Annotated in this window: 22 protein-coding genes; 9 read left to right on the forward strand and 13 right to left on the reverse strand. The window is 59.3% G+C overall.

The features are described from left to right. The 4 genes from AO388_RS29620 to AO388_RS12935 form a co-directional block, all read right to left on the reverse strand. On the reverse strand, positions 1-116 hold a 116-nt coding region (locus tag AO388_RS29620; RefSeq protein WP_236713908.1), incomplete at its 3' end, for a hypothetical protein. Positions 117-295: 179 nt separating this feature from the next. After that, complete coding sequence (locus AO388_RS12925) at positions 296-2,347, reverse strand: putative bifunctional diguanylate cyclase/phosphodiesterase (RefSeq protein WP_044310414.1); 2,052 nt, start codon at positions 2,345-2,347, stop codon at positions 296-298. Between the two features lie 403 nt (positions 2,348-2,750). Next, positions 2,751-3,332, reverse strand: coding sequence for a superoxide dismutase [Fe] (gene sodB / locus AO388_RS12930; protein WP_003313497.1), 582 nt, complete (start codon positions 3,330-3,332; stop codon positions 2,751-2,753). Positions 3,333-3,524: 192 nt separating this feature from the next. Continuing rightward, positions 3,525-4,127: a LysE/ArgO family amino acid transporter gene (locus AO388_RS12935; RefSeq protein WP_003363930.1), complete on the reverse strand. Its 603-nt coding sequence runs from the start codon at positions 4,125-4,127 to the stop codon at positions 3,525-3,527. 94 nt (positions 4,128-4,221) lie between these two features. On the opposite strand from AO388_RS12935, the gene AO388_RS12940 reads away from it, so the two are divergent. From AO388_RS12940 to AO388_RS12950, 3 genes are all read left to right on the forward strand, one after another. After that, entirely contained in the window at positions 4,222-5,121 is a 900-nt protein-coding gene (locus AO388_RS12940; RefSeq protein ID WP_003431419.1) for a LysR family transcriptional regulator ArgP, read from the forward strand. Between the two features lie 73 nt (positions 5,122-5,194). Then, positions 5,195-6,187, forward strand: a complete 993-nt coding sequence (locus AO388_RS12945) for an NAD-dependent epimerase/dehydratase family protein (protein WP_003363927.1) — start codon at positions 5,195-5,197, stop codon at positions 6,185-6,187. A gap of 98 nt (positions 6,188-6,285) precedes the next feature. Next, entirely contained in the window at positions 6,286-7,137 is an 852-nt protein-coding gene (locus AO388_RS12950) for a hypothetical protein (RefSeq protein ID WP_003363925.1), read from the forward strand. Between the two features lie 126 nt (positions 7,138-7,263). Here AO388_RS12950 and AO388_RS12955 read toward each other — a convergent pair whose 3' ends face one another. The 3 genes from AO388_RS12955 to AO388_RS12965 are packed head-to-tail and all read right to left on the reverse strand — an operon-like array spanning position 7,264 to position 9,844. Further along, positions 7,264-8,313, reverse strand: coding sequence for an alkene reductase (locus tag AO388_RS12955; protein WP_003431417.1), 1,050 nt, complete (start codon positions 8,311-8,313; stop codon positions 7,264-7,266). A 21-nt stretch (positions 8,314-8,334) separates the two neighbouring features. Next, positions 8,335-9,501 carry an MFS transporter gene (locus tag AO388_RS12960; protein WP_003431415.1) on the reverse strand — a complete coding sequence of 389 codons (1,167 nt, stop codon included), beginning with the start codon at positions 9,499-9,501 and terminating at the stop codon, positions 8,335-8,337. Positions 9,502-9,529: 28 nt separating this feature from the next. Beyond that, a complete protein-coding gene (locus AO388_RS12965; RefSeq protein WP_003363918.1) occupies positions 9,530-9,844 on the reverse strand; it encodes an ArsR/SmtB family transcription factor in 315 nt (104 codons plus the stop codon). A gap of 164 nt (positions 9,845-10,008) precedes the next feature. Between AO388_RS12965 and AO388_RS12970 the strand changes: the two genes are divergently transcribed. Continuing rightward, positions 10,009-10,608, forward strand: a complete 600-nt coding sequence (locus AO388_RS12970) for an acyl carrier protein phosphodiesterase (protein WP_003431412.1) — start codon at positions 10,009-10,011, stop codon at positions 10,606-10,608. Here AO388_RS12970 and AO388_RS12975 read toward each other — a convergent pair. Beyond that, positions 10,566-11,360, reverse strand: coding sequence for a lysophospholipid acyltransferase family protein (locus tag AO388_RS12975; protein WP_058416562.1), 795 nt, complete (start codon positions 11,358-11,360; stop codon positions 10,566-10,568). The two genes, AO388_RS12970 and AO388_RS12975, sit on opposite strands and share 43 nt — an antisense overlap. After that, positions 11,360-12,115 (reverse strand): L-ornithine N(alpha)-acyltransferase, encoded by a 756-nt coding sequence (gene olsB / locus AO388_RS12980; RefSeq protein ID WP_003405915.1) that lies wholly within the window; start codon positions 12,113-12,115, stop codon positions 11,360-11,362. Before olsB ends, AO388_RS12975 begins: the two co-directional genes overlap by 1 nt. A gap of 234 nt (positions 12,116-12,349) precedes the next feature. Here olsB and AO388_RS12985 point away from each other — a divergent pair, with 234 nt between their 5' ends. The 4 genes from AO388_RS12985 (at position 12,350) to AO388_RS13000 (ending at position 15,612) form a co-directional block, all read left to right on the forward strand. Further along, the gene (locus tag AO388_RS12985; protein ID WP_058416563.1) at positions 12,350-13,456 is read left to right on the forward strand and encodes a serine hydrolase domain-containing protein; all 1,107 of its coding nucleotides are present in this window, start codon (positions 12,350-12,352) and stop codon (positions 13,454-13,456) included. Beyond that, the gene (locus AO388_RS12990) at positions 13,453-13,782 is read left to right on the forward strand and encodes a hypothetical protein (protein ID WP_003363909.1); all 330 of its coding nucleotides are present in this window, start codon (positions 13,453-13,455) and stop codon (positions 13,780-13,782) included. Before AO388_RS12985 ends, AO388_RS12990 begins: the two co-directional genes overlap by 4 nt. Before the next feature lie 89 nt (positions 13,783-13,871). Beyond that, complete coding sequence (locus AO388_RS12995) at positions 13,872-14,453, forward strand: YceI family protein (protein WP_024661583.1); 582 nt, start codon at positions 13,872-13,874, stop codon at positions 14,451-14,453. A gap of 1 nt (position 14,454) precedes the next feature. Continuing rightward, positions 14,455-15,612, forward strand: coding sequence for a phospholipase D-like domain-containing protein (locus AO388_RS13000; RefSeq protein WP_003431405.1), 1,158 nt, complete (start codon positions 14,455-14,457; stop codon positions 15,610-15,612). Between the two features lie 41 nt (positions 15,613-15,653). Here the strand turns inward: AO388_RS13000 and AO388_RS13005 are convergent, their stop codons facing one another. Next, positions 15,654-15,887, reverse strand: coding sequence for a DUF6124 family protein (locus AO388_RS13005; protein WP_003313478.1), 234 nt, complete (start codon positions 15,885-15,887; stop codon positions 15,654-15,656). Between the two features lie 434 nt (positions 15,888-16,321). Here AO388_RS13005 and AO388_RS13010 point away from each other — a divergent pair, with 434 nt between their 5' ends. Then, positions 16,322-16,807 (forward strand): hypothetical protein, encoded by a 486-nt coding sequence (locus AO388_RS13010; protein WP_003363903.1) that lies wholly within the window; start codon positions 16,322-16,324, stop codon positions 16,805-16,807. Positions 16,808-16,883: 76 nt separating this feature from the next. Here AO388_RS13010 and AO388_RS13015 read toward each other — a convergent pair whose 3' ends face one another. The 3 genes from AO388_RS13015 to AO388_RS13025 all read right to left on the reverse strand — a co-directional run bounded on the left by AO388_RS13015 (position 16,884) and on the right by AO388_RS13025 (position 19,713). After that, positions 16,884-17,324, reverse strand: a complete 441-nt coding sequence (locus AO388_RS13015; RefSeq protein ID WP_058416564.1) for a type VI secretion system amidase immunity protein Tai4 — start codon at positions 17,322-17,324, stop codon at positions 16,884-16,886. Between the two features lie 22 nt (positions 17,325-17,346). Continuing rightward, on the reverse strand, positions 17,347-17,787 hold the full coding sequence (locus tag AO388_RS13020; RefSeq protein ID WP_003431402.1) for a type VI secretion system amidase immunity protein Tai4: 441 nt from the start codon (positions 17,785-17,787) through the stop codon (positions 17,347-17,349). Positions 17,788-18,189: 402 nt separating this feature from the next. Beyond that, positions 18,190-19,713, reverse strand: a complete 1,524-nt coding sequence (locus AO388_RS13025; protein ID WP_003363897.1) for a fumarate hydratase — start codon at positions 19,711-19,713, stop codon at positions 18,190-18,192. Positions 19,714-19,777 lie beyond the last annotated feature (64 nt).

Genomic DNA, 19,777 nt, shown 5'->3' on the forward strand with positions numbered 1-19,777 from the left:
GGAGCAGCGGCTGGCGCGGGTGCCGGGGCGGCAGCCTTGTCCTTGCCTTCGCCACAACCGGCGAGAGAGATAGCGATGGCCAACAGACTAGCGGTTGCCAGAGGCATACGAATCATGACGGAATCCTGCGTCGATAAAGGTGATGGCGGGGTGCGCCCATAAAATCTGCGACATAATGCGAAAGATTTGCATTCGGTGTAAAGGCAAAAAGCCTGTGTCGGCGTATTCGGACATCCGGCAGGTTGTAACAGTCGGTTTCAAGATGACGTGAATGGCCGGAAGTGTGCAGGTCGGCTCACAGGCTGGTGGCGTGGTCCTGACGCGACTGCTTGAGGTAGGCCAGCAACTCCCGACCCTGCAACGGCTTGCTGTACAGATAGCCCTGGCCTTCATGACAGCCCTCGGTCACCACGTAGGCCTCCTGCTCGACGGTCTCCACGCCTTCGGCAATGACTTGCATGCCCAGGCTTTTGCCCAACTGGATAATGGCTCGCACGATGGTGGCGTCATCGTCGTCGTCAATCAGGTCCTGCACGAAGCTGCGGTCAATCTTGATCTTGTCCAGCGGCAGACTTTTCAGGTAGCTCAGCGATGAGTAGCCGGTGCCGAAGTCATCAATGGCAATCAAGGCGCCGGAGCGTCGCAAGCTCAACAGGTGCTGGGCGGCGGTGTTGATATCTTCCATCAGCCCGGTTTCGGTCACTTCCAGTTCCAGGCTGCGCGGTGGCAAGCGATAGATCTGCAGCAGGTTGTTGACCACACGCGGCAACTCCGCGTGATGCAACTGCACAGTCGACAGGTTGACTGCCATGCGCAAGTCGGTAAAACCCTGGTCGAGCCATTCGCGCAGTTGGCGGCAGGCCTGATCCAGCACCCATTCCCCGATGGCGATGATGCTGCCGTTCTGTTCGGCCAGCGGGATGAATACGTCCGGCGGCACCAGGCCATGTTCCGGATGCTGCCAGCGGATCAGCGCTTCCACGCCGACGATACGGTGATCGCGATAGCTGATCTGCGGTTGATAGACCAGATACAACTGATTGAGTGGCAGGGCTTCGCGCAGGTCTTTTTCAAGTTCGCGGCGGCGGCGCATTTCGCTGTCTACGCTGGCGATGTAGAACTGATAACGGTTACGCGAGCGGGCCTTGGCCAGCGTCATAGTCTGCTCGGCTTTTTGCAGCAACTTCTCGGTGCTGTCGCCGTCTTCGGGAAACAGGGTGATGCCGATGGTTGCCCGCAGTCGAATCTGTTGATCACCGACGATGAACGGCGCTTCCAGCTCATCCAGAATATTTTGCGCCAGCTCTGCCGCCTCGTAGGGCTGCTCGATGTTGGATTGCACCAGCGCAAACTGGTCGCCGCCCAGGCGCGCCAGTGCCCCGAGTCGCACGCTGTGCGCGCGCAGACGGTCAGCGAGTGCGAGCAGCAATTGATCGCCGGACTGGTAGCTGAACTGTTCGTTGATGCCTTTGAAGTCATCCAGACCCACGCACAACACCGCCACTCGGTGTTGCTGGCGTCCTGCATCTTCCAGAATCCTGTCCAGCCCGGTCTGCAACTGAAGTCGGTTGGGCAGACCGGTGAGGAAATCGTATTGCGCCATGCGCTGCAGATTGTTTTCGGCCTCATGGCGCAGGTAAGTGTGGCGTTCGATGGAGGCCAGCAACTGGTTGGCGGTGTTGACCCAGATCCCCAATTCGTTTTTCTCGTGGCCTTTAAGCAACGGCAATTGGTGTTCGCTGGGGCGGTCGGGGTTGATCGCGATCAGGTGCTCGATGATCTTCGACAGCGGCTTGGTCAGCAGCCAGTGATAGACCAGATACAGCACCAGCCCCATTGCCAGCGCACGCAGCACGCCCGCGACAAAGATGATTCCGGCATTGACCAGAAAGCTTTCACCGTAATTGGCCGTGTCCAGCGTGATGCGCAGGTCGCCGTAATACTCGCTGTAGGGGCTGCGGCCTACCAGTTGAGTGGTGAAGCTGCGTTCCTGGCCAAGGATGAGGTCTGTCAGCCACCGCGTAGGGGACGTCTTCAGCGGCCGGTCTTTCTCGGCGAGCAGGCTTTCGTTAGGGTGCCCGATGGACGCCATGCGCACCGAGTCATCCTGGAACAGGCCTTCGATGACCTGCATGCCCATCTCGCGGTCCAGGCTGTAGACGGCCTGTGTCGACGGATCGCGGAACATGCCGAGAATCCGCTCGGCGTCGCTCGCCACAGCCTGACGTGTCTTGTAGGCGTCGAAGACGATTTGCGCACAGCTGAGCAGGACGCCTACCAGAAGCGCCGAAAGCAGCACAACGCGCAGCAACTTTACCGACAGGCTGTTCTTGAGTTCCAGCTTCAATGGCCGTTCCTTAGTTAGTGTCGGAGGGCATATCGCCTCATGACCCTCGAAAAACCAGACCCGCACGCCGTGACCTTGTCACAACCGGTGCGCCTGGCTGATCTTCGCGTTCCTTGCACCTGCTGGCCAAAGCCACCTCAATGCGTCGGGTGGCCAGGTAGGTAACTAGAGCAGAACACTGTAAAGAATTACGTCATAGAGAATTAAGTTGTATTACGAGTCAGCGAGCGTTTTCCGACAATACACAAAGTACGAGCGGCAGGCGAAAAAAGATTTGCGATTCGCCTGACCGGCAGGCAGGCGGTTGACGCTATATGTGAAACAAACGTCTGGCAGGCGGCCCTTACAGGCCGGGAAACATAAAAAACCCGACGCGAGGCCGGGTTTTTCGATGAGGCTGGAATCAGGCTGCGAATTGCTTGGCCACGAAGTCCCAGTTCACCAGGTTCCAGAACGCTTCTACGTACTTCGGACGCAGATTGCGGTAGTCGATGTAGTAGGCGTGTTCCCACACATCGCAGGTCAGCAGCGGGGTGTCGCCGCTGGTCAGCGGGTTGCCGGCACCGATGGTGCTGGCCAATGCCAGGGATCCATCAGCCTTCTTCACCAGCCAGCCCCAGCCGGAGCCGAAAGTGCCGATGGAAGTCTTGCTGAACTCTTCCTTGAACTTGTCGAAGGAACCGAACGCCTTGTTGATGGCTTCGGCCAGAGCGCCGGTAGGCTCGCCGCCAGCGTTAGGAGCCAGGCAGTTCCAGTAGAACGTGTGGTTCCAGACCTGAGCGGCGTTGTTGAAGATACCGCCCGAGGAGGTCTTGATGATCTCTTCCAGGGTCTTGCCTTCGAACTCGGTGCCAGGCACCAGGTTGTTCAGGTTCACGACGTAGGTGTTGTGGTGCTTGTCGTGGTGATATTCCAGAGTCTCCGCAGAAATGTGCGGCACCAGAGCGTCTTTGGCGTAGGGCAGTGGCGGCAATTCAAAAGCCATGGTTTATCTCCTTTCAGGTCAATTGCGGTAGTCGCACGGCCGATCACGGGCGGCCAGATACAGCATGCACCGGGAGTTTTACTCTTTTGCGGCGCAGACCCCGGATCATAGCACCGGGTCTGCGCCTTAACCACGCAACAACTGTGTGGGATAGAGGTTCCCACGGGTTTGACTCTGCGGTCATGAAATCCGTCAGGCCGAGCGGATCAACTGCACGGCCACGCTGAACATCATCACTGCGATCATCAGGTCCAGCATCCGCCAGGTGGCAGGTCGGGCCAGCCAGGGAGCCAGCCATGCCGCGCCCAGGGCGAGGCTCGAGAACCACAGCAGCGAAGCGCTGGCTGCACCGGCGACATACGCGCCAGGCACGCCCTGTTGTGCGCCCAGCGAGCCAATCAGCAACACGGTGTCCAGATAGACGTGCGGGTTGAGCAAGGTAACGGCCAATGCGCTGAGCAACACGGTGCGCAGTGATTTTCTGCCAACCGCTGCGCTGTGTTCCAGGCTCTGCCGCGAGCAGGCGCGGCGTAATGCCTGCAGGCCATACCAGCTCAGGAATATCACGCCGCCCCAGCGCGCCACCGCCAGCAGCGTCGGATTCTGCGCCAGCACGTTGGCCAGACCGAACACGCCTGCAGCCACCAGGATGGCGTCGCAGACAATGCACAGCATCGCCACGGCCACATGATGTTCACGACGCAGGCCCTGAGCCAGCACAAAAGCATTTTGAGTACCGATCGCCATGATCAGGCCTGCCGCGATCAGCAGCCCATTGAGGTAGCTTTGCCACATGAGGATGTTCCATTGAGCGGATTCAGGTAGCCATTCTCAGAGGGTGAGGGTTATAAGGAAAACCAATAATCTTCATCGCTCATTAGGAAAACTGATGTTCGACTACAAATTGCTGTCGGCGCTGGCGGCCGTGATCGAGCAGGCCGGGTTCGAGCGCGCCGCTCAGGTGCTTGGGCTTTCTCAGTCAGCAGTCTCGCAACGCATCAAATTGCTGGAGGCGCGCATTGGCCTGCCGGTGCTGGTACGCGCCACGCCGCCGAGCCCGACCGACATCGGCCGGCGCCTGCTCAATCACGTGCAGCAGGTCCGCCTGCTGGAGCGCGATCTGCAAAGTCAGGTACCGGCACTGGACGAGGAGGGCATGCCCGAGCGTTTGCGAATCGCCTTGAATGCCGACAGTCTGGCAACCTGGTGGGCGCCGGCCATTGGCGCGTTTTGTACGCAACACCGTTTGCTGCTGGATCTGGTTGTCGAAGATCAGGACGTAGGCCTCAAGCGCATGCGCGCCGGTGAGGTGGCGGCCTGCCTGTGTGGCAGCGAGCGTCCGGTGGCGGGGGCACGCAGCCAGTTGCTGGGGGCCATGCGCTATCGGGCGCTGGCCAGTCCCGCGTTCATCGCCCGCCATTTCCCGGACGGTGTCAGCCCAGAGACGCTCGCCAGATCCGCTGCCTTGGTATACGGCCCGGACGATCTTCTGCAGCATCGGTATCTGGCTATGTTGGGTGTTCAGGACGGCTTCGAGCATCATTTGTGTCCTTCCTCCGAAGGTTTCATCCGTATGATCGAGGCGGGCATGGGCTGGGGGCTGGCGCCCGAGTTGCAGGTGCGCGACCAGTTGCGCAACGGCACGCTGCTCGAATTACTGCCGGACCGTTGCATCGATGTGCCGCTCTACTGGCATCATTGGCGCAATGGTGGGCAGCTTCTGACGCGCCTCACCGAACATCTTGCGCAACATTCGGCTCACTGGCTGGTGCCGCTGAGCGAAGACTGATCGTCAACAGGATCATGTGTAATCCATGCAGGCAGGGTTTGCCTTTCCTGCAGACGCGTTAACGGAGCGGTAAATGAAGATTCTGGTCACCGGCGCGAGCGGCTTCATCGGCGGACGCTTTGCGCGTTTTGCCCTTGAGCAGGGCATGAGCGTGCGGATCAATGGCCGTCGTGCCGAAGGTGTCGAGCACCTGGTCAGGCGCGGTGCCGAGTTTATTCAGGGCGACCTCGCCGATCCTTATCTGGTGCGCGCACTGTGCGATGACGTGGAAGCGGTCGTGCATTGCGCGGGCTCGGTCGGTACGTGGGGACGTCGCCAGGATTTCATGCAGGGCAACGTGCAGCTCACGGAAAACATCGTCGAGGGCTGCCTGAAACAGAGGGTGCGAAGGCTGGTTCATCTATCTTCGCCGTCGATCTACTTTGATGGCCACTCGCACCGTGGCATCAAGGAAGAGCAGGTGCCCAAGCGCTTTCACAATCACTACGCGGCCACCAAGTATCTGGCCGAGCAAAAGGTCTTCGGTGCCGAAGAGTTCGGGCTGGAAGTCATTGCCCTGCGGCCACGCTTTGTCACCGGCGCGGGCGATAACAGCATTTTCCCGCGTCTGCTGCACATGCAGCGCAAGAGGCGCCTGGCGATTGTCGGCAACGGCTTGAACGTGGTGGATTTCACCAGCATGCAGAACCTCAACGAAGCCCTGCTGAGCAGCTTGCTGGCAACGGGTTCTGCACTGGGCAAGGCCTACAACATCAGCAATGGCACGCCGGTCCCGCTGTGGGACGCGATCAATTATGTGATGCGGCAGATGCACTTGCCTCAGGCCACCCGTTATCGTTCATACGGGCTGGCCTACAGCGCTGCGGCGATCAATGAGGCCGCCTGTATGCTGTGGCCGGGCAGACCTGAACCTACCCTGTCGAGAGTGGGCATGCAGGTCATGAACAGGGATTTCACGCTTGATATCAGCCGCGCCAGGCATTATCTGGATTATCAGCCCCAGGTCAGCCTGTGGACGGCGCTGGATGAATTCTGTGGCTGGTGGCAGGCACAGCACGCGATCTGAAAGCGGTAGTGGCACAGTGAGATTGATTCTGCGCTGTTGTTATACTGCCCAACTTTGATCTACGAACTTTGATTTAACAGCTTCCTGAAGGGTTATTCATGCGCAACGATCCCTACGACGACGTCGATGACGTTCCCAGCCTGAGCGCCAAGGACGATGATGACGACTTCGCGCCGAGCAATAGCGCACGCGAGCGCACCACCGTCTATTCGCGCACCACGCCTGTAGTCAAGGTCAAGGCGCCGAGCACCGGGCCTTTGTGGGCATTGGTCGGTGCGTTGTTCATTGCTTTCTGCGGTTTGGGCTGGTGGAGCTTTCAGCAGGTTTCCCTGATGGAGCAGCAGTTGGTGGCGACTCAGGAAAGCTTTGCGCGCATCAGCGAAGAAGCGGCGGGGCGCTTGCAGGATATTTCCGGCAAGGTGGTCGCGACCGAAGCGCTTTCCAGTGATGGAGAGGCGCTCAAGCAGCGTATCAAGTTGCTGGAAGCGCAACTGGAAGATCAGGACAAACAACGCGAAGGCGTTGAAGGTCAGCAGGGCAGTCTCGACAAACGTCTGGAGCAGATGGCCGCGCAAACCGCCCAGCAGCAGAGTGAAAACGCGCAGTTGCAGGAACAGCTCAAAAGCGTTGTCGCTGAACTGACCACGCTCAAGGCCGCGTTGCCTGACCTGAAGACCGCTCAGGCGGATCAGGGCAAGCTGGATGCGCAGATCAAAAGCGTGGCGGCCGATGTCGCCACGTTGAAAAAGCAGGGCAACCCGTCTGCCGCTGTCGAACGCCTGGAACAGGACCTGATGGTGCTGAAAAGCGAACAGGAAAACCGCCCGGCGCCTTCGGCAGAAGCCAATACGGCCGAGTTCGATGCGTTTCGTGCTCAGGTGACTCGTAACATCAATACCCTGAACAGCCAGATCCAGAACCTGTCGCAACAGCTCAACGCACGCCGTTGACCTTGGCATCCTCTGCCGCCTTCAGCGCGGCAGTTCGCCGAGGGAGCGCTGGCCAGTAAATCCAGGTGCAGATACGAAGAAACCCCGATTCCTGCGAATCGGGGTTTCTGGTCTTACGACAGCGGTTTACATCCGTGGGTAGTCGATGTAGCCGACTGGCCCTTTGCCGTAGAACGTTTCCGGATGGGCTTCATTCAGAGGCGCATCGCTGGCCAGACGCTCAGGCAGGTCCGGGTTGGCGATGTAAGGCACGCCAAAGGCAATGGCGTCGGCCTTGCCTTCTGCCAGCCAGGCGTTGGCAGTGTCCTTGGTGAATTTCTCGTTGGCGATGTAGACGCCGCCGAAATCCTTCTTCAACTGTGGGCCAAGGCTGTCTTCAGCATCACGCTCACGGGCACAGATGAACGCGATACCGCGCTTGCCGAGCTCTTTAGCCACGTAGCTGAAGGTTTCGGCGCGGTTTGCATCGCTCATGTCGTGCATGTCGAAGCGAGGCGAGAGGTGAACGCCTACACGGCCAGCGCCCCAGACTTCGATGACGGCATCCGTGACTTCCAGCAGCAGACGCGCACGATTTTCCACCGAACCGCCGTACTCGTCGGTGCGCTGGTTGGTGCCGGTCAGCAGGAACTGTTCAAGCAGATAGCCGTTGGCGCCATGCACTTCCACGCCGTCGAAGCCCGCCGCCTTGGCGTTTTCCGCACCGACGCGATACGCCTCGACGATGTCACCGATTTCCGCCAGTTCCAGCGCCCGCGGGGTTGGCAATGGGGTGATCGGACGCATCAGGCTGACATGGCCTTCGGCTGCGATTGCACTTGGCGCGACCGGGGTTTCGCCGTTCAGGTAGGCAGGGTGGGAAATACGGCCCACGTGCCACAACTGCAGGGCAATGCGGCCACCGGCGTTATGCACTGCCTTGGTGATGTTGCTCCAGCCACGCACCTGATCGTTGGACCAGATGCCCGGGGTGTCGGGGTAGCCCACGCCCATTGGCGTCACAGAGGTGGCTTCGGTCAGGATCAGGCCCGCCGAGGCACGCTGAACGTAATACTCGGCCATCATCGCGTTCGGTACACGGCCTTCATCGGCACGGCAGCGCGTCAGTGGGGCCATGATGATGCGGTTGGGCAGTTGCAGATCGCCCAGGGTGATCGGGTCAAAGATAGTCGTCATGTGTCGAATCCTCGTAATTGATCAATGCGTAGCAGGTGCCAGCTCGGGGTTGCCGGTCTGGCGAAAGGTAATCAGGGTAATCAGCAGCGCCAGCACGGCCAGGATGGCGGCGGCCAGCGGTACGCTGGTCAGGCCCAGACCGTGGGCGATGACGCTGCCACCGACCCAGGCGCCCAGCGCGTTGCCGACGTTGAAGGCGCCGATGTTCAGGGTTGACACCAGGTTCGGTGCGGCTTTGCCGAACGTCACCACGTTGATCTGCAGGGCCGGGACGGCGGCGAAGGCCGCGACTGCCCAGAGGAACAGCGTGATTTCAGCCGGGATCAGCGCGGTGCTGGTCCAGCTGAGTACGGTGGAGATCACCGCCATCGAGACGAATACGCCAATCAGCGTGGACGCCAGGCGGCGGTCGGCCATCTTGCCGCCAATCACGTTGCCGGCGGTCAGGCCCAGGCCGATCAACAGCAGGGTCCAGGTCACGCCGTTGGGCGATACGCCGGTGACTTCGCCGAGCAGTGGGGCGATGTAGGTGAACAGGGTGAACATGGACGCTGAAAACAGCGCAGTCATGGTCAGCGACAGCCAGATGCCGGCCCCTCTGAGGGCGCCGAGTTCAGCGCGCATGTCGAGCTTTTCTTCGTTGCGGTTGGTCGGCAGGAAGCGGATCAGGCCGATCAGCGCAATCACCCCGATGACCGTGACGGCCCAGAAGGTCGAGCGCCAGCCCGCGTATTGACCCAGCGCAGTACCCAGCGGCACGCCCAGTACGTTGGCCAGTGTCAGGCCGGTGAACATCAAGGCCACCGCTGAGGCACGCCGGTTGGCGGGCACCAGACCTGCGGCAACCACCGAGCCGATGCCGAAGAACGCACCGTGACACAGTGCAGTCACCACGCGGGCGAACATCAGGACGTTGTAGTCACTGGCCAGCGCACAGAGCAGATTGCCGATGATGAAAATCCCCATCAGCGTGACCAGCGCGGCCTTGCGCGGCAGTTTTGCCGTGGCCATGGCCATGAACGGTGCACCGACAGCGACGCCCAGCGCATAGCCGGTCACCAGCCAGCCTGCACCGGGGATCGATACGCCGAGGTCGGCTGCCACATCGGGCAGCAGGCCCATGATGACGAATTCGGTGGTGCCGATGGCGAAGGCGCTCAGAGCCAGAATGAGTAGCGAAAGAGGCACGGGGCAACTCCTGGTAAACGTTGGAAAATCAGGTCGGGTTGTTCAGTTCTTCAACCAGCGCCTGAACGAATGCCTGTATGACTTCTTCGTTGCGTCTGAAGAAATGCCATTGGCCGACCTTCTTGCTGCTGATCAGACCAGCGCGTTGCAAGGTCGCCAGATGGGCCGAGACAGTGGATTGTGACAATCCCGCACGCTGATCGATCTGTCCGGCGCACACGCCGTGTTCGATCGAGTACTCCTGGGCGGGAAAGCTCGCACGCGGGTCTTTCAGCCAAGTCAGGATTTCTCGGCGGACCGGGTGGGCCAGGGCTTTTATTATGTCGTCGAGGTCGATCTGCATGTCGTTCTCACAGGCGGTGTAGCGATATATCGCGATAGAGCGAACCTTATATCTATATTTCGCGATATACAAATATGATTATGTGCTTAGGATCAGCCAAATCGCTATATCGGGTTATAACGATATATGGACAGCGGGCCCGAAAGCGGCCTAGGCTTGCAGCCATGAACTACTTGGCACATCTTCATCTTGGCGGGCACCGGCCCGCCCAATTGCTTGGCAGCCTGTATGGCGATTTCGTCAAAGGTCCGCTGCCGGGACGTTTTCCTGCGGAACTGGAGGCGGCGATTCGTCTGCACCGCAGCATCGACGCCTTCACTGACAGTCATCCGCTGATCAAGGCCTCCATTGCCCGCTTTCCGCTCCAGAGACGGCGCTATGCCGGCATCATGCTCGATGTTTTTTTCGATCACTGCCTGGCGCGCGACTGGCATCGTTATGCCGACCTGCCGTTGGACGCATTCACCCGCAAGGTCTATGGCACGCTGGCTGCCGAGCCACAATTGCCCGAGCGGCTGGCGCTGATCGCACCGCGCATGGCGGCGCAGGACTGGCTGGGGTCGTATCGGGATTTCGGAGTGCTGGAGCAGGTGTTGAGCGGGATATCCCGACGCCTGTCAAAACCCGAAGGGCTGGCCGGCGGCATGCAGGAACTGCAGGCGCTGTACCAGCCCTTGAGTGCGGATTTCGCCGAGTTCTATCCGCTACTCGAGGATTTCGCTCAGGCCGCTCGGGCCGGACGCGAAACCTCGTCGCTCGGCTGAACCGGCGGCTCGCCAAACAACGCCACCTGAACGGCCTGCTGGGCCTTGAAGGCCAGTGCGGCGCGTTCCTGGTCAGCGGTCGGAATCGGTGTCAGCAGGTGAATATGCACATCGCTCTGCTCGTTGGCGAACAGTCGGCGCAAGTGCGACAGCAAGTCATCGTCGCCAATGAAGGGGGCGATCGGGTCCGGCTTGCCGTCACGCGAGTAACCAATGGCCACCGGCTGGATCGGCACGCCAGCGTCGATGGCGCTGGACAGCAGACGACCGTGAAAGGTGCGCAGGCTTTTGCCGTCCGTGGTGGTGCCTTCGGGGAAGATCAGCAGCGCGTTGCCTTGCTGCAGATGGTTGCACATCTGCTTCTGGATCAGACGGCTGTCGCCCGATCCGCGACGAATGAACAGCGTACCGGCCTTCAGCGCCAGCCAGCCCGCTACCGGCCAGGTCCGCACTTCGGCCTTCGACAGAAACGACAGCGGCGCGAGCATGCCGAGCAGGGCGATGTCGGTCCATGACACATGGTTGCTGACCCACAGCATGGGTTGGGTTGGCAGTTGACCTGTCACGGTGACGCGAAACGGCAGGGCGTTGGTCAGGCGTGCCATGAACCAGCGGCTCCAGCGCTGCCTGCGCTCCATCGAACCTCCGATCCTGGTGCGTTCCAGGACCGCGAACGCGCTGGCAATCGTCAATCCGAGCGCTACGACCAGTAGCACCCGGACTACGCGGGCATAGCCGCGCAACCGGCTCATCACACGGCCGCCTTGAAGTGGCGGGCATAGCGCGGGCACAAGTCGTCGCGCTTGAGCAGGATGAACACGTCGGCCACCTGGAAGTCTTCGTCCCAGCACGGTTCGCCGCAGATCTTGGCCCCCAGACGCATGTAGGCCTTGAGCAGCGGTGGCATCTCGCAGATCACATTGCTCGGGATGTCGAGGGTCGGCAGCGGATTCTTCGGCTCGGCGCGCAGGTGCTCGTTGCACAGGTAGCGTTCGCGCAGGCGTTGCATGATCGCATGGGCCTGAATACCGCCGTCCTGCATCGGGATGCTCGCGCAGCCCATCAGGTAGCTGTAACCGCCTTCGTTGAGCACCTCGGCCAGTTCGCTCCACAACACCGCGATGGTGCCGCCGTTGCGATAGGCCGGATCGACGCAGGTGCGACCCAGTTCGAGGATCGGCCCTTGCAGATTGACCAGCCCGTGCAGGCTGAATTCCTCTTCGCTGTAGAAGCGTCCCAGCGTGTTGGCGGCCTGATGGTCGAGCAGCCGGGTCGTGGCAACCAGACGCCCGGTGTTCAGGTCGCGTACCCCGATGTGCGAGCAGTGAACATCGTAATCGTCGATGTCCAGGCCTTGTTCAGCGCCGTTGAGACGGGCGTTGAACTCTTCGCTGAACACACTGAAACGCAACGCCTGTGCTTCCTGCAAGGCGCGCGCTCCAATCAGGCGCTCGGCCTGAAGACGACGTTCAGAAGTGTTGTCACGAATGCGGGCGATCTGGGTCATACGAATCTCCATGAGCCAGCCTTGCAGATGCAGAGAGGGCTGGTTGACTGATTTGTCCAGGCGCTTTGCCGTACTTGCAGGCTAGGGAGATGGCGTGTCATGCCTGTGAAGCTTTGGTGATGGTTGTGTGACGGGAAACGCTGTGGCCATTTCCTCTGCGTCTGCTCTTGGGTTGATAGCTGACTGTCATGAAACGCTGATACGGTGTGCGGATAATTCTGTAGAGGCCTTGTCATGCCGCTTGGATTTGTCCGTCTGTGTCTGGTTCTGATTCTGGGTTTCAGTACCCAGGGCGTCGTTGCTCAAACATGGCCGACAGAGCAATGGCCTTCTCAGTCTGTGCCGCGATCTGCGGCCATCGAAGAGCTCGAGGCCTACGCCTTCCCGCCCCGTGACGACGCCACGCGCAAGGGCATTCGCACCGATGCGCTGCTGGTGATTCGTGATGGCGAAGTCGTGTACGAGCGCTACGGCGGTGTGACCACCGCGCAAACGCCGCACCTGACCTGGTCGATAAGCAAAAGCATCATGGCGACGGTGCTGGGGGTGGCGTTTGCAGAAGGACGCTTTCAACTGAATGATCCGGTGGCGAAGTTCTACCCGCCGTTCAAGGCGCACCCCGATATCGCCATCAAAGACCTGATGCACTGGGCTTCGGGTCTGGATTGGCAGGAAGACTACGAATACGCACCGCTCAACTCTTCGGTGGTCGCCATGCTCTACACCCGCGGGCGCGACGACATGGCGCGCTTCACCGCCGATCACCGCGCTGCCCACCCCCCCGGCAAGACTTACCTCTACTCCAGCGGCGATAGCACCGTTCTGGCGGCGGCCTTGAAAAAGATGGTCGGCGATGATGCTTATCCGGGTTACCCATGGACCGCGCTGTTCGACCCGCTCGGCATCCGCAGTGCGGTCTGGGAAACCGATGGCGCGGGTACATTTGTAGGCTCTTCCTATGCCTACATGACCGCCCGCGATCTGGCCCGCATCGGCCTGCTGATGCAGCGCGGCGGGCAATGGCAGGATCGGCAGTTGCTCAACAAGGAGTGGATGGGCTTCGTGCTGACGCCGTTTGCCGGTGAGGGCGTGGATGCCAGTGTTGAAGTGCCCGCTGGCCAATGGTGGCTCAACCGAACTGCCGATGGCGGCAAAGGACCGTGGCCAGACGCTCCCCCTGACACCTTCGCGGCATTGGGGCATTGGGGGCAGGCGCTGTATGTGATTCCCGATCAGAAGCTGGTGATCGTGCGCTATGCCGATGACCGCGACGCTACCTACAACCACAATGAGATGCTCAAGCGCGTACAGGCCGCGTTTGGCAAGGAGGGCGGTCAATGAGCACGCGCCGAATGTTCATCCTGCGCCGTCCCTTCAGCAGCCTGCTGTTGCTGATGGTTGCCGCACTTGCCGTGCTCGCCTGGCAGTACCGTGTGAACCTGCAGGCGTTCCCGACCATCATCAGTGCCTACACCGCCAAGGAATACTGCTCGTGCAGGTACGTCATGAATAATTCCGAAGCGTATTGCCAGGGCTACATCAAGCAGTATCTGCCCAGCACGCTGGTCGACGACAGCAGTCAAAAACGGGTCATTGCCAGCGGCCTGGGACGCACCAGCAGCGCGTCCTGGCAGGGTGAGCGACAGGGTTGTCGCCTGCTGCCATGAGGGCCTGATGAATTGCCGCCGAACGCGGGCGTTTGCCAGCGGTCAGACAGGCGGATAAGGTGGCCCTCAATTGCACGTCTGGAGTCTGCATGCTCACTATGAATCGCCTGCTGCTGGTCATGCTGGCCGCCGTGGCGTTACCTGCCCATGCGAACTGGTATCTGGATAACGAGTCGTCGCGACTCTCGTTCACCTCGACTAAAAATGCCGATATTGCCGAAGTGCATCGCTTTCTGGTGCTGCACGGCAAAGTCGACGCCAAGGGGCTGGCTGAAGTGGAAGTTGAAACCGATTCAGTCAGCACCGGCATTCCGCTGCGCGACGAGCGCCTTCGAGAGCAGGTGTTTCAGGTGCGCAAGTTTCCGGCTGCTCAGATCAATGCGCAGTTAGACATGCGCCCGATCAATAACCTCGCGCCCGGCGCACAACTGGAACTGCGTTTACCGCTGACCGTCAGCCTGCGCGGCAAGACCCACAGCTATAACGCCGAGCTGCTGGCGACGCGTCTCGACGAGCGGCGATTTCAGGTCGTGACGCTCGAGCCGCTGGTGATCCATGCCCAGGATTTCGATATGACCCCGGACTTCAAGGCCTTGCGCAACGCCGCAGGATTGTCGGCGGTGAGCCTCTCGGTCCCGGTCGGGGCTGTCCTGATCTTCACGGCGCGCTGATATGAACGGTGCGATTTTTCCGTGGCGTGAAAACAACCGCTTTCAATTGCTGATCGACGGTCCTGCGTTCTTTCCGCGCATGATCGCAGCCATCGATCGCGCCGAGCAGCAGGTCGATCTGGAGTTGTACCTGGTCGAAGCCGGGGCCTGCGCCGACGCTATCGTGCGCGCGCTGGTCGAGGCGGGCAGGCGTGGCGTGATTGTGCGCTGCCTGTTCGATGACTTCGGTTCCAAAGCCTTCGACGCCGGCCTGCGCAAGCAACTGACCGATGCCGGTGTGATTCTGCGTTTCTACAATCCGATCCACTGGCGGCGGGGCGTGCGTAACTTCTACCGCGACCATCGCAAACTGCTGGTGGTGGACAAGGCCTTGGCCGTGGTGGGCGGCACCGGTGTGACCGACGAGTTCTGGGAGCCGGACAAGGACGCCAGCCAGTGGCACGAAGTGATGGTCGAAATCACCGGGCCGTTGGTGATCGACTGGCAGGCGCTGTTCAACCGGCAGTTCCACGCCAACGCCCGGCGTTTCGCCTGGCGTCCGAAAGAAAACTTCGGCCTTGATCATCTGCCCAAGGCCCCGATAACCGGCGAGGGCCTGGGTCGTGTCGCGTATGCCGATTCCCGCCAGCACCGCGACATCCTGCAGTCGCTGGTACGTGCGCTGAACACCGGGCAAAAGCGGATCTGGCTGGCCACCCCTTACTTTCTGCCCACCTGGAAAGTTCGCCGCGCCTTGCGTCGGGCGGCGGCACGTGGCGTTGATGTGCGTTTGTTGCTGACCGGGCCGCGCACCGATCACCCGTCCGTACGCTACGCCGGTCACCGCTACTACCCGCGCCTGCTGCGTGCCGGGGTCAAGGTGTTCGAGTACCAGCCGTGCTTTCTGCACCTGAAAATGGTCCTGATCGACGACTGGGTGAGTCTCGGCTCGTGCAATTTCGATCACTGGAATCTGCGCTTCAACCTGGAAGCCAACCTCGAAGCCCTCGACCCCGGACTAACCCGAGACGTGGTCGCCAGCTTTGAAAAAGACTTCGCCCTGAGCGCCGAGACCACGCTGGCAGACTGGAAGGCCAGACCGCTGTGGCGACGGGTCAAGCAGCGCTTGTGGGGCTGGATCGACCGGCTGGTGGTGAACTTGCTGGATCAGCGTAACTGAGGTTTGCGCGGGGCCGAGCGTGGCCCCGGGTTGTCATCCGGTCAAACGATGCATTCCAGTGAGCGATCAACCATGGCTTTGGCCATCTCGGCCATGTGCAGCACCGAAAACGCCAGATCACGGCTGGTGCCCTGAGTGCTGTCGCCGGACTCATAGGCCGTCGTGATGATGCAGCGCAGCAGATCCGAAGCGTAGTTGAGCGCTTCTTCCTGGCTGACGGATGCGTTGACGGTGAACAGGGCGGTGGGCGGGTCGGGGACGATTTTATCGGGCATGTTTGCAACTCCTGATCAATGAAAGGAGCCGCCCCTTTCGCTACCAAACGATCAGGGTGGCGGCCGTACGCAGGTTGGTAGACCGGTGACCAGGCAAGCCGGTGCGTCCGAAGACGCCAAGCGCACGGCCACCATAAACGCAGGCCGAAAAAATGCGCCTTGAGAAGGTGGCGCATTGCGCACAGGTCACTCAGGTCTACCAAACCTGATCGCTGATTGGGCAGCGACCGATGAAGGCTAGAGACCTGAATAGCCAAGCGCAATAGGCCGGGATTTTCTCGGAAATTTCCTTCAATTGGAAGGGAGGCTTCCTGCAGTTAATTCTTACAAGAGTTATCGAAAAAGGTTTTCTGAGGATCTTTCGTTGCCTGCCTTGTAAACGTGGGTACACTCTTTTCTACGTCACAAAGACGTGTTCAGCGCTAAGGACAGGAATGGATAATATAGGGAGCGATGGGCAACAGCCGGAAAGCCTCAATCTGAAATTCAACTATAAATTCTTCTTCTGGCTGCTGTTCTCGATAGTGGTTTTGAAACTCACACTGTTCGACTACCTGGACAGCCCTTCGGGCGCGGACGAAGTAGTCATGAAGCGCGAGCTGCCACAGGGTGACTGGCTCTACATCACTCGCTACGGCGCACCCGCAACAGATCAGGACACCTTGCGTTTTTACATCAGTAAACGTCTGGATGGCAGCGACTCGCAAGTGCTGAAGCAGTTGAACGACTCTAATCTTTTTCTGCTGACTGACAGCGCTCTGAGTGATGTGAAGATTTTCGACACGCCAAATGGTGTTGGTGTAGAAGTGACTGGCGCTGTTTATCAGTATTTCAGCAAGCAGTACATCACCGAGGGGGTGACGTTAAAAAGCTATCGGATCACATTGAATCAGCATGATGTGTCTCCGCCCTACAGATAATGTGCGGGGTAGAGTGCTTGCAATGAAAATAGCCTGTGCAGCGTTTGCTGGACAGGCTTGTTGCTGAAGGAAGTAGTTAAGGCTTTTTGATATTCTGCATGTAGGTATGATTTGGTTCTGTAACGACTTTCTTCGTCAACGCGTCCAGTTCCTTGCTGTGATACATGTCCAGGCATTTCAGCAGGTCGAATTTTATACCCTTGATCTGGGATTCGGCCAAAGGGTTTGTGTAGTCGCGCGCGAGGTATTTTTTTACCAACGCTCTGATTTCATCTGGACCTTCCTCCCAATCGTAGTTTGCCCAGTCTTCCATTGCGGTGGCACTACTGCCCGCGTCAATTCCTACCTTGACATCATATGCATAGGCATTTGCTATACAGTTGGCGAGCACCAGGTCCTTGTAGTTCTGTGCATAGCTTCTATGCATGCCTTCCGGTGATGAAGGTAGTGTGTCTGCAAAACAGTTGGTTGTCGCGAATACAAGAAATACTGTCTTGATTGCAAGAGGTAGCCTCATTGCACTTAACTCCATTTGGTGTTTAGGGTTTTTTGTAGTCTTGCGCGTCGGTATGTGTAGGGTTTATTACGGCTTTTTTTGTCTGTGCTTCCAGCTCTTTGCTGTGGTAAAGATCAAGACACTTAAGCAAGTCAAATTTCACACCTTTTATTTCGGACTCGACAAGAGGGTTTGTGTAGTTTCTTGCGAGGTAGTTGTCTACGAATTCTCTGGGTTTCTCAGGACTTTTTTCCCAATCATAGTTGGCCCACTCGCGCAACGCTGTGACGCTGCTGCCAGCGTCAGTCCCGACGTTGTCACTGAATTTGTAAGCGCTCGCAATGCAGGTGGCAAGAACCATGTCTTTATAGTTTTGTGCGTGGGTTCTATACATGCCTTCTGGCGATGATGGCTGAGCAGATGCATGAATAGTAAGCGCGGTGAGCGAGCAACAGGCCAGTACGGTCGTAAAAAGTGATTTCATTGCGTAAGGCTCCAGAAATTTGTCATGGCTAGCAATCTCGACACAGTCCTTGTAGTGATCATCCAGTGCTTCACCCGGTATGCCTGAAAAAAAATTTATTTTTCATGAGTCCAGTGGTTTACAGCCAGCAGAAGAATAAGCTGTGTTGCGAGGAGGGACAGGGGCAATGAGCCTCAGGAAGGTACCGAACCATCTCGGTTTGTTGTCTGAAATGTATTACGGACTGATCGCAAGGGCACGATGTTTCTAGCCACTGTGCCGTATTATTCAGGGAGTAAGTTACCGGGTTATATTGGCAACAGACTGACGCGTCTATTTGAGCCGATCGCAATTTCAGGTTCAATCAGTTACTCAGCAAAAACCCGGCTTGCGCCGGGTTTTTATTGTCTTGCAGATCAAAGCTTACTGCACTTCCACTGCCAGACTGTCGCTGATCTTCTTCTGCCAGATCTGCGGGCCGGTGATGTGAACGGATTCACCGTTGCTGTCCACCGCAACGGTAACCGGCATGTCCTTGACCTCGAACTCGTAGATCGCCTCCATGCCCAGTTCGGCGAACGCCACGACTCGGGATTTCTTGATCGCCTGAGCCACCAGATATGCAGCACCACCAACGGCCATCAGGTACACGGCCTTGTGGTCACGGATCGCTTCGATGGCGGTCGGGCCGCGTTCGGATTTGCCGATCATGCCCAGCAGGCCGGTCTGGTCGAGGATCTGACGGGTGAACTTGTCCATCCGGGTGGCCGTGGTCGGGCCTGCCGGGCCAACGACTTCTTCGCGTACCGGATCAACCGGGCCGACGTAGTAGATGAAGCGACCCTTGAGGTCCACCGGCAGCGTTTCGCCCCTGTTGAGCATTTCGACCATGCGCTTGTGCGCGGCGTCGCGGCCGGTGAGCATCTTGCCATTGAGCAATACGGTTTCGCCCGGTTTCCAGCTCTGCACTTCTTCCGGGGTCAGGGTATCGAGGTCGACGCGGCGGGCCGATGGGCCGGCTTCCCAGACGATTTCCGGGTAGGCGTCCAGCGATGGAGCCTCCAGCGAAGCAGGGCCGCTGCCATCGAGTACGAAGTGCGCGTGGCGGGTGGCGGCGCAGTTGGGGATCATGCACACCGGCAGCGACGCAGCATGGGTCGGGTAATCCATGATCTTGACGTCTAGCACGGTGGTCAGACCGCCCAGGCCCTGAGCACCAATGCCCAGTTGGTTAACCTTCTCGAACAGCTCCAGACGCATCTCTTCGATACGATTCTGCGGGCCGCGAGCCTTCAGCTCATGAATGTCGATGGACTCCATCAACACTTCCTTGGCCATGACCGCAGCCTTTTCTGCGGTGCCGCCGATACCGATACCGAGCATGCCCGGCGGGCACCAGCCAGCGCCCATGGTCGGGACGGTTTTCAGAACCCAGTCGACGATCGAGTCGGAAGGGTTGAGCATCGCCATCTTCGATTTGTTTTCCGAGCCGCCACCTTTCGCCGCGACGTCCACTTCCACGGTGTTGCCCGGGACGATGGAGTAATGAATGACGGCCGGGGTGTTGTCCTTGGTGTTTTTGCGAGCGCCTGCCGGATCGGCAAGGATCGAGGCACGCAGCACGTTCTCAGGCAGGTTGTAAGCGCGACGCACGCCTTCGTTGATCATGTCGTCCAGGCCCATGGTGGCGCCGTCCCAGCGAACATCCATCCCCACGCGCACAAAAACCGTGACGATGCCGGTGTCCTGGCAGATCGGGCGGTGACCGGTCGCGCACATGCGCGAGTTGATCAGGATCTGGGCGATGGAGTCACGAGCGGCAGGCGACTCTTCACGCAGATACGCCTCGTGCATGGCCTGGATGAAGTCTACGGGGTGGTAATAGGAAATGAACTGCAGTGCGTCTGCAACGCTCTGAATCAGGTCGTCTTGCTTGATCACGGTCATGCGGCGCGCTCCTCTGTAAGGACGGGAACATTCAATTACGCTATCGGCGGCAGTCTGGAACTGC

Source organism: Pseudomonas sp. ICMP 10191 (assembly GCF_001467335.1).
GTDB lineage: Bacteria > Pseudomonadota > Gammaproteobacteria > Pseudomonadales > Pseudomonadaceae > Aquipseudomonas > Aquipseudomonas cerasi.

Bases quoted from the DNA above. Each gene is read 5' to 3' on its own strand.
- sodB (WP_003313497.1), bottom strand. From the start codon at position 3,332: ATGGCTTTTGAATTGCCGCCACTGCCCTACGCCAAAGACGCTCTGGTG.
- AO388_RS12935 (WP_003363930.1), bottom strand. From the start codon at position 4,127: ATGTGGCAAAGCTACCTCAATGGGCTGCTGATCGCGGCAGGCCTGATC.
- AO388_RS12940 (WP_003431419.1), top strand. From the start codon at position 4,222: ATGTTCGACTACAAATTGCTGTCGGCGCTGGCGGCCGTGATCGAGCAG.
- AO388_RS12945 (WP_003363927.1), top strand. From the start codon at position 5,195: ATGAAGATTCTGGTCACCGGCGCGAGCGGCTTCATCGGCGGACGCTTT.
- AO388_RS12950 (WP_003363925.1), top strand. From the start codon at position 6,286: ATGCGCAACGATCCCTACGACGACGTCGATGACGTTCCCAGCCTGAGC.
- AO388_RS12955 (WP_003431417.1), bottom strand. From the start codon at position 8,313: ATGACGACTATCTTTGACCCGATCACCCTGGGCGATCTGCAACTGCCC.
- AO388_RS12965 (WP_003363918.1), bottom strand. From the start codon at position 9,844: ATGCAGATCGACCTCGACGACATAATAAAAGCCCTGGCCCACCCGGTC.
- AO388_RS12970 (WP_003431412.1), top strand. From the start codon at position 10,009: ATGAACTACTTGGCACATCTTCATCTTGGCGGGCACCGGCCCGCCCAA.
- AO388_RS12975 (WP_058416562.1), bottom strand. From the start codon at position 11,360: ATGAGCCGGTTGCGCGGCTATGCCCGCGTAGTCCGGGTGCTACTGGTC.
- olsB (WP_003405915.1), bottom strand. From the start codon at position 12,115: ATGACCCAGATCGCCCGCATTCGTGACAACACTTCTGAACGTCGTCTT.
- AO388_RS12985 (WP_058416563.1), top strand. From the start codon at position 12,350: ATGCCGCTTGGATTTGTCCGTCTGTGTCTGGTTCTGATTCTGGGTTTC.
- AO388_RS12990 (WP_003363909.1), top strand. From the start codon at position 13,453: ATGAGCACGCGCCGAATGTTCATCCTGCGCCGTCCCTTCAGCAGCCTG.
- AO388_RS12995 (WP_024661583.1), top strand. From the start codon at position 13,872: ATGCTCACTATGAATCGCCTGCTGCTGGTCATGCTGGCCGCCGTGGCG.
- AO388_RS13000 (WP_003431405.1), top strand. From the start codon at position 14,455: ATGAACGGTGCGATTTTTCCGTGGCGTGAAAACAACCGCTTTCAATTG.
- AO388_RS13005 (WP_003313478.1), bottom strand. From the start codon at position 15,887: ATGCCCGATAAAATCGTCCCCGACCCGCCCACCGCCCTGTTCACCGTC.
- AO388_RS13010 (WP_003363903.1), top strand. From the start codon at position 16,322: ATGGATAATATAGGGAGCGATGGGCAACAGCCGGAAAGCCTCAATCTG.
- AO388_RS13015 (WP_058416564.1), bottom strand. From the start codon at position 17,324: ATGAGGCTACCTCTTGCAATCAAGACAGTATTTCTTGTATTCGCGACA.
- AO388_RS13020 (WP_003431402.1), bottom strand. From the start codon at position 17,787: ATGAAATCACTTTTTACGACCGTACTGGCCTGTTGCTCGCTCACCGCG.
- AO388_RS13025 (WP_003363897.1), bottom strand. From the start codon at position 19,713: ATGACCGTGATCAAGCAAGACGACCTGATTCAGAGCGTTGCAGACGCA.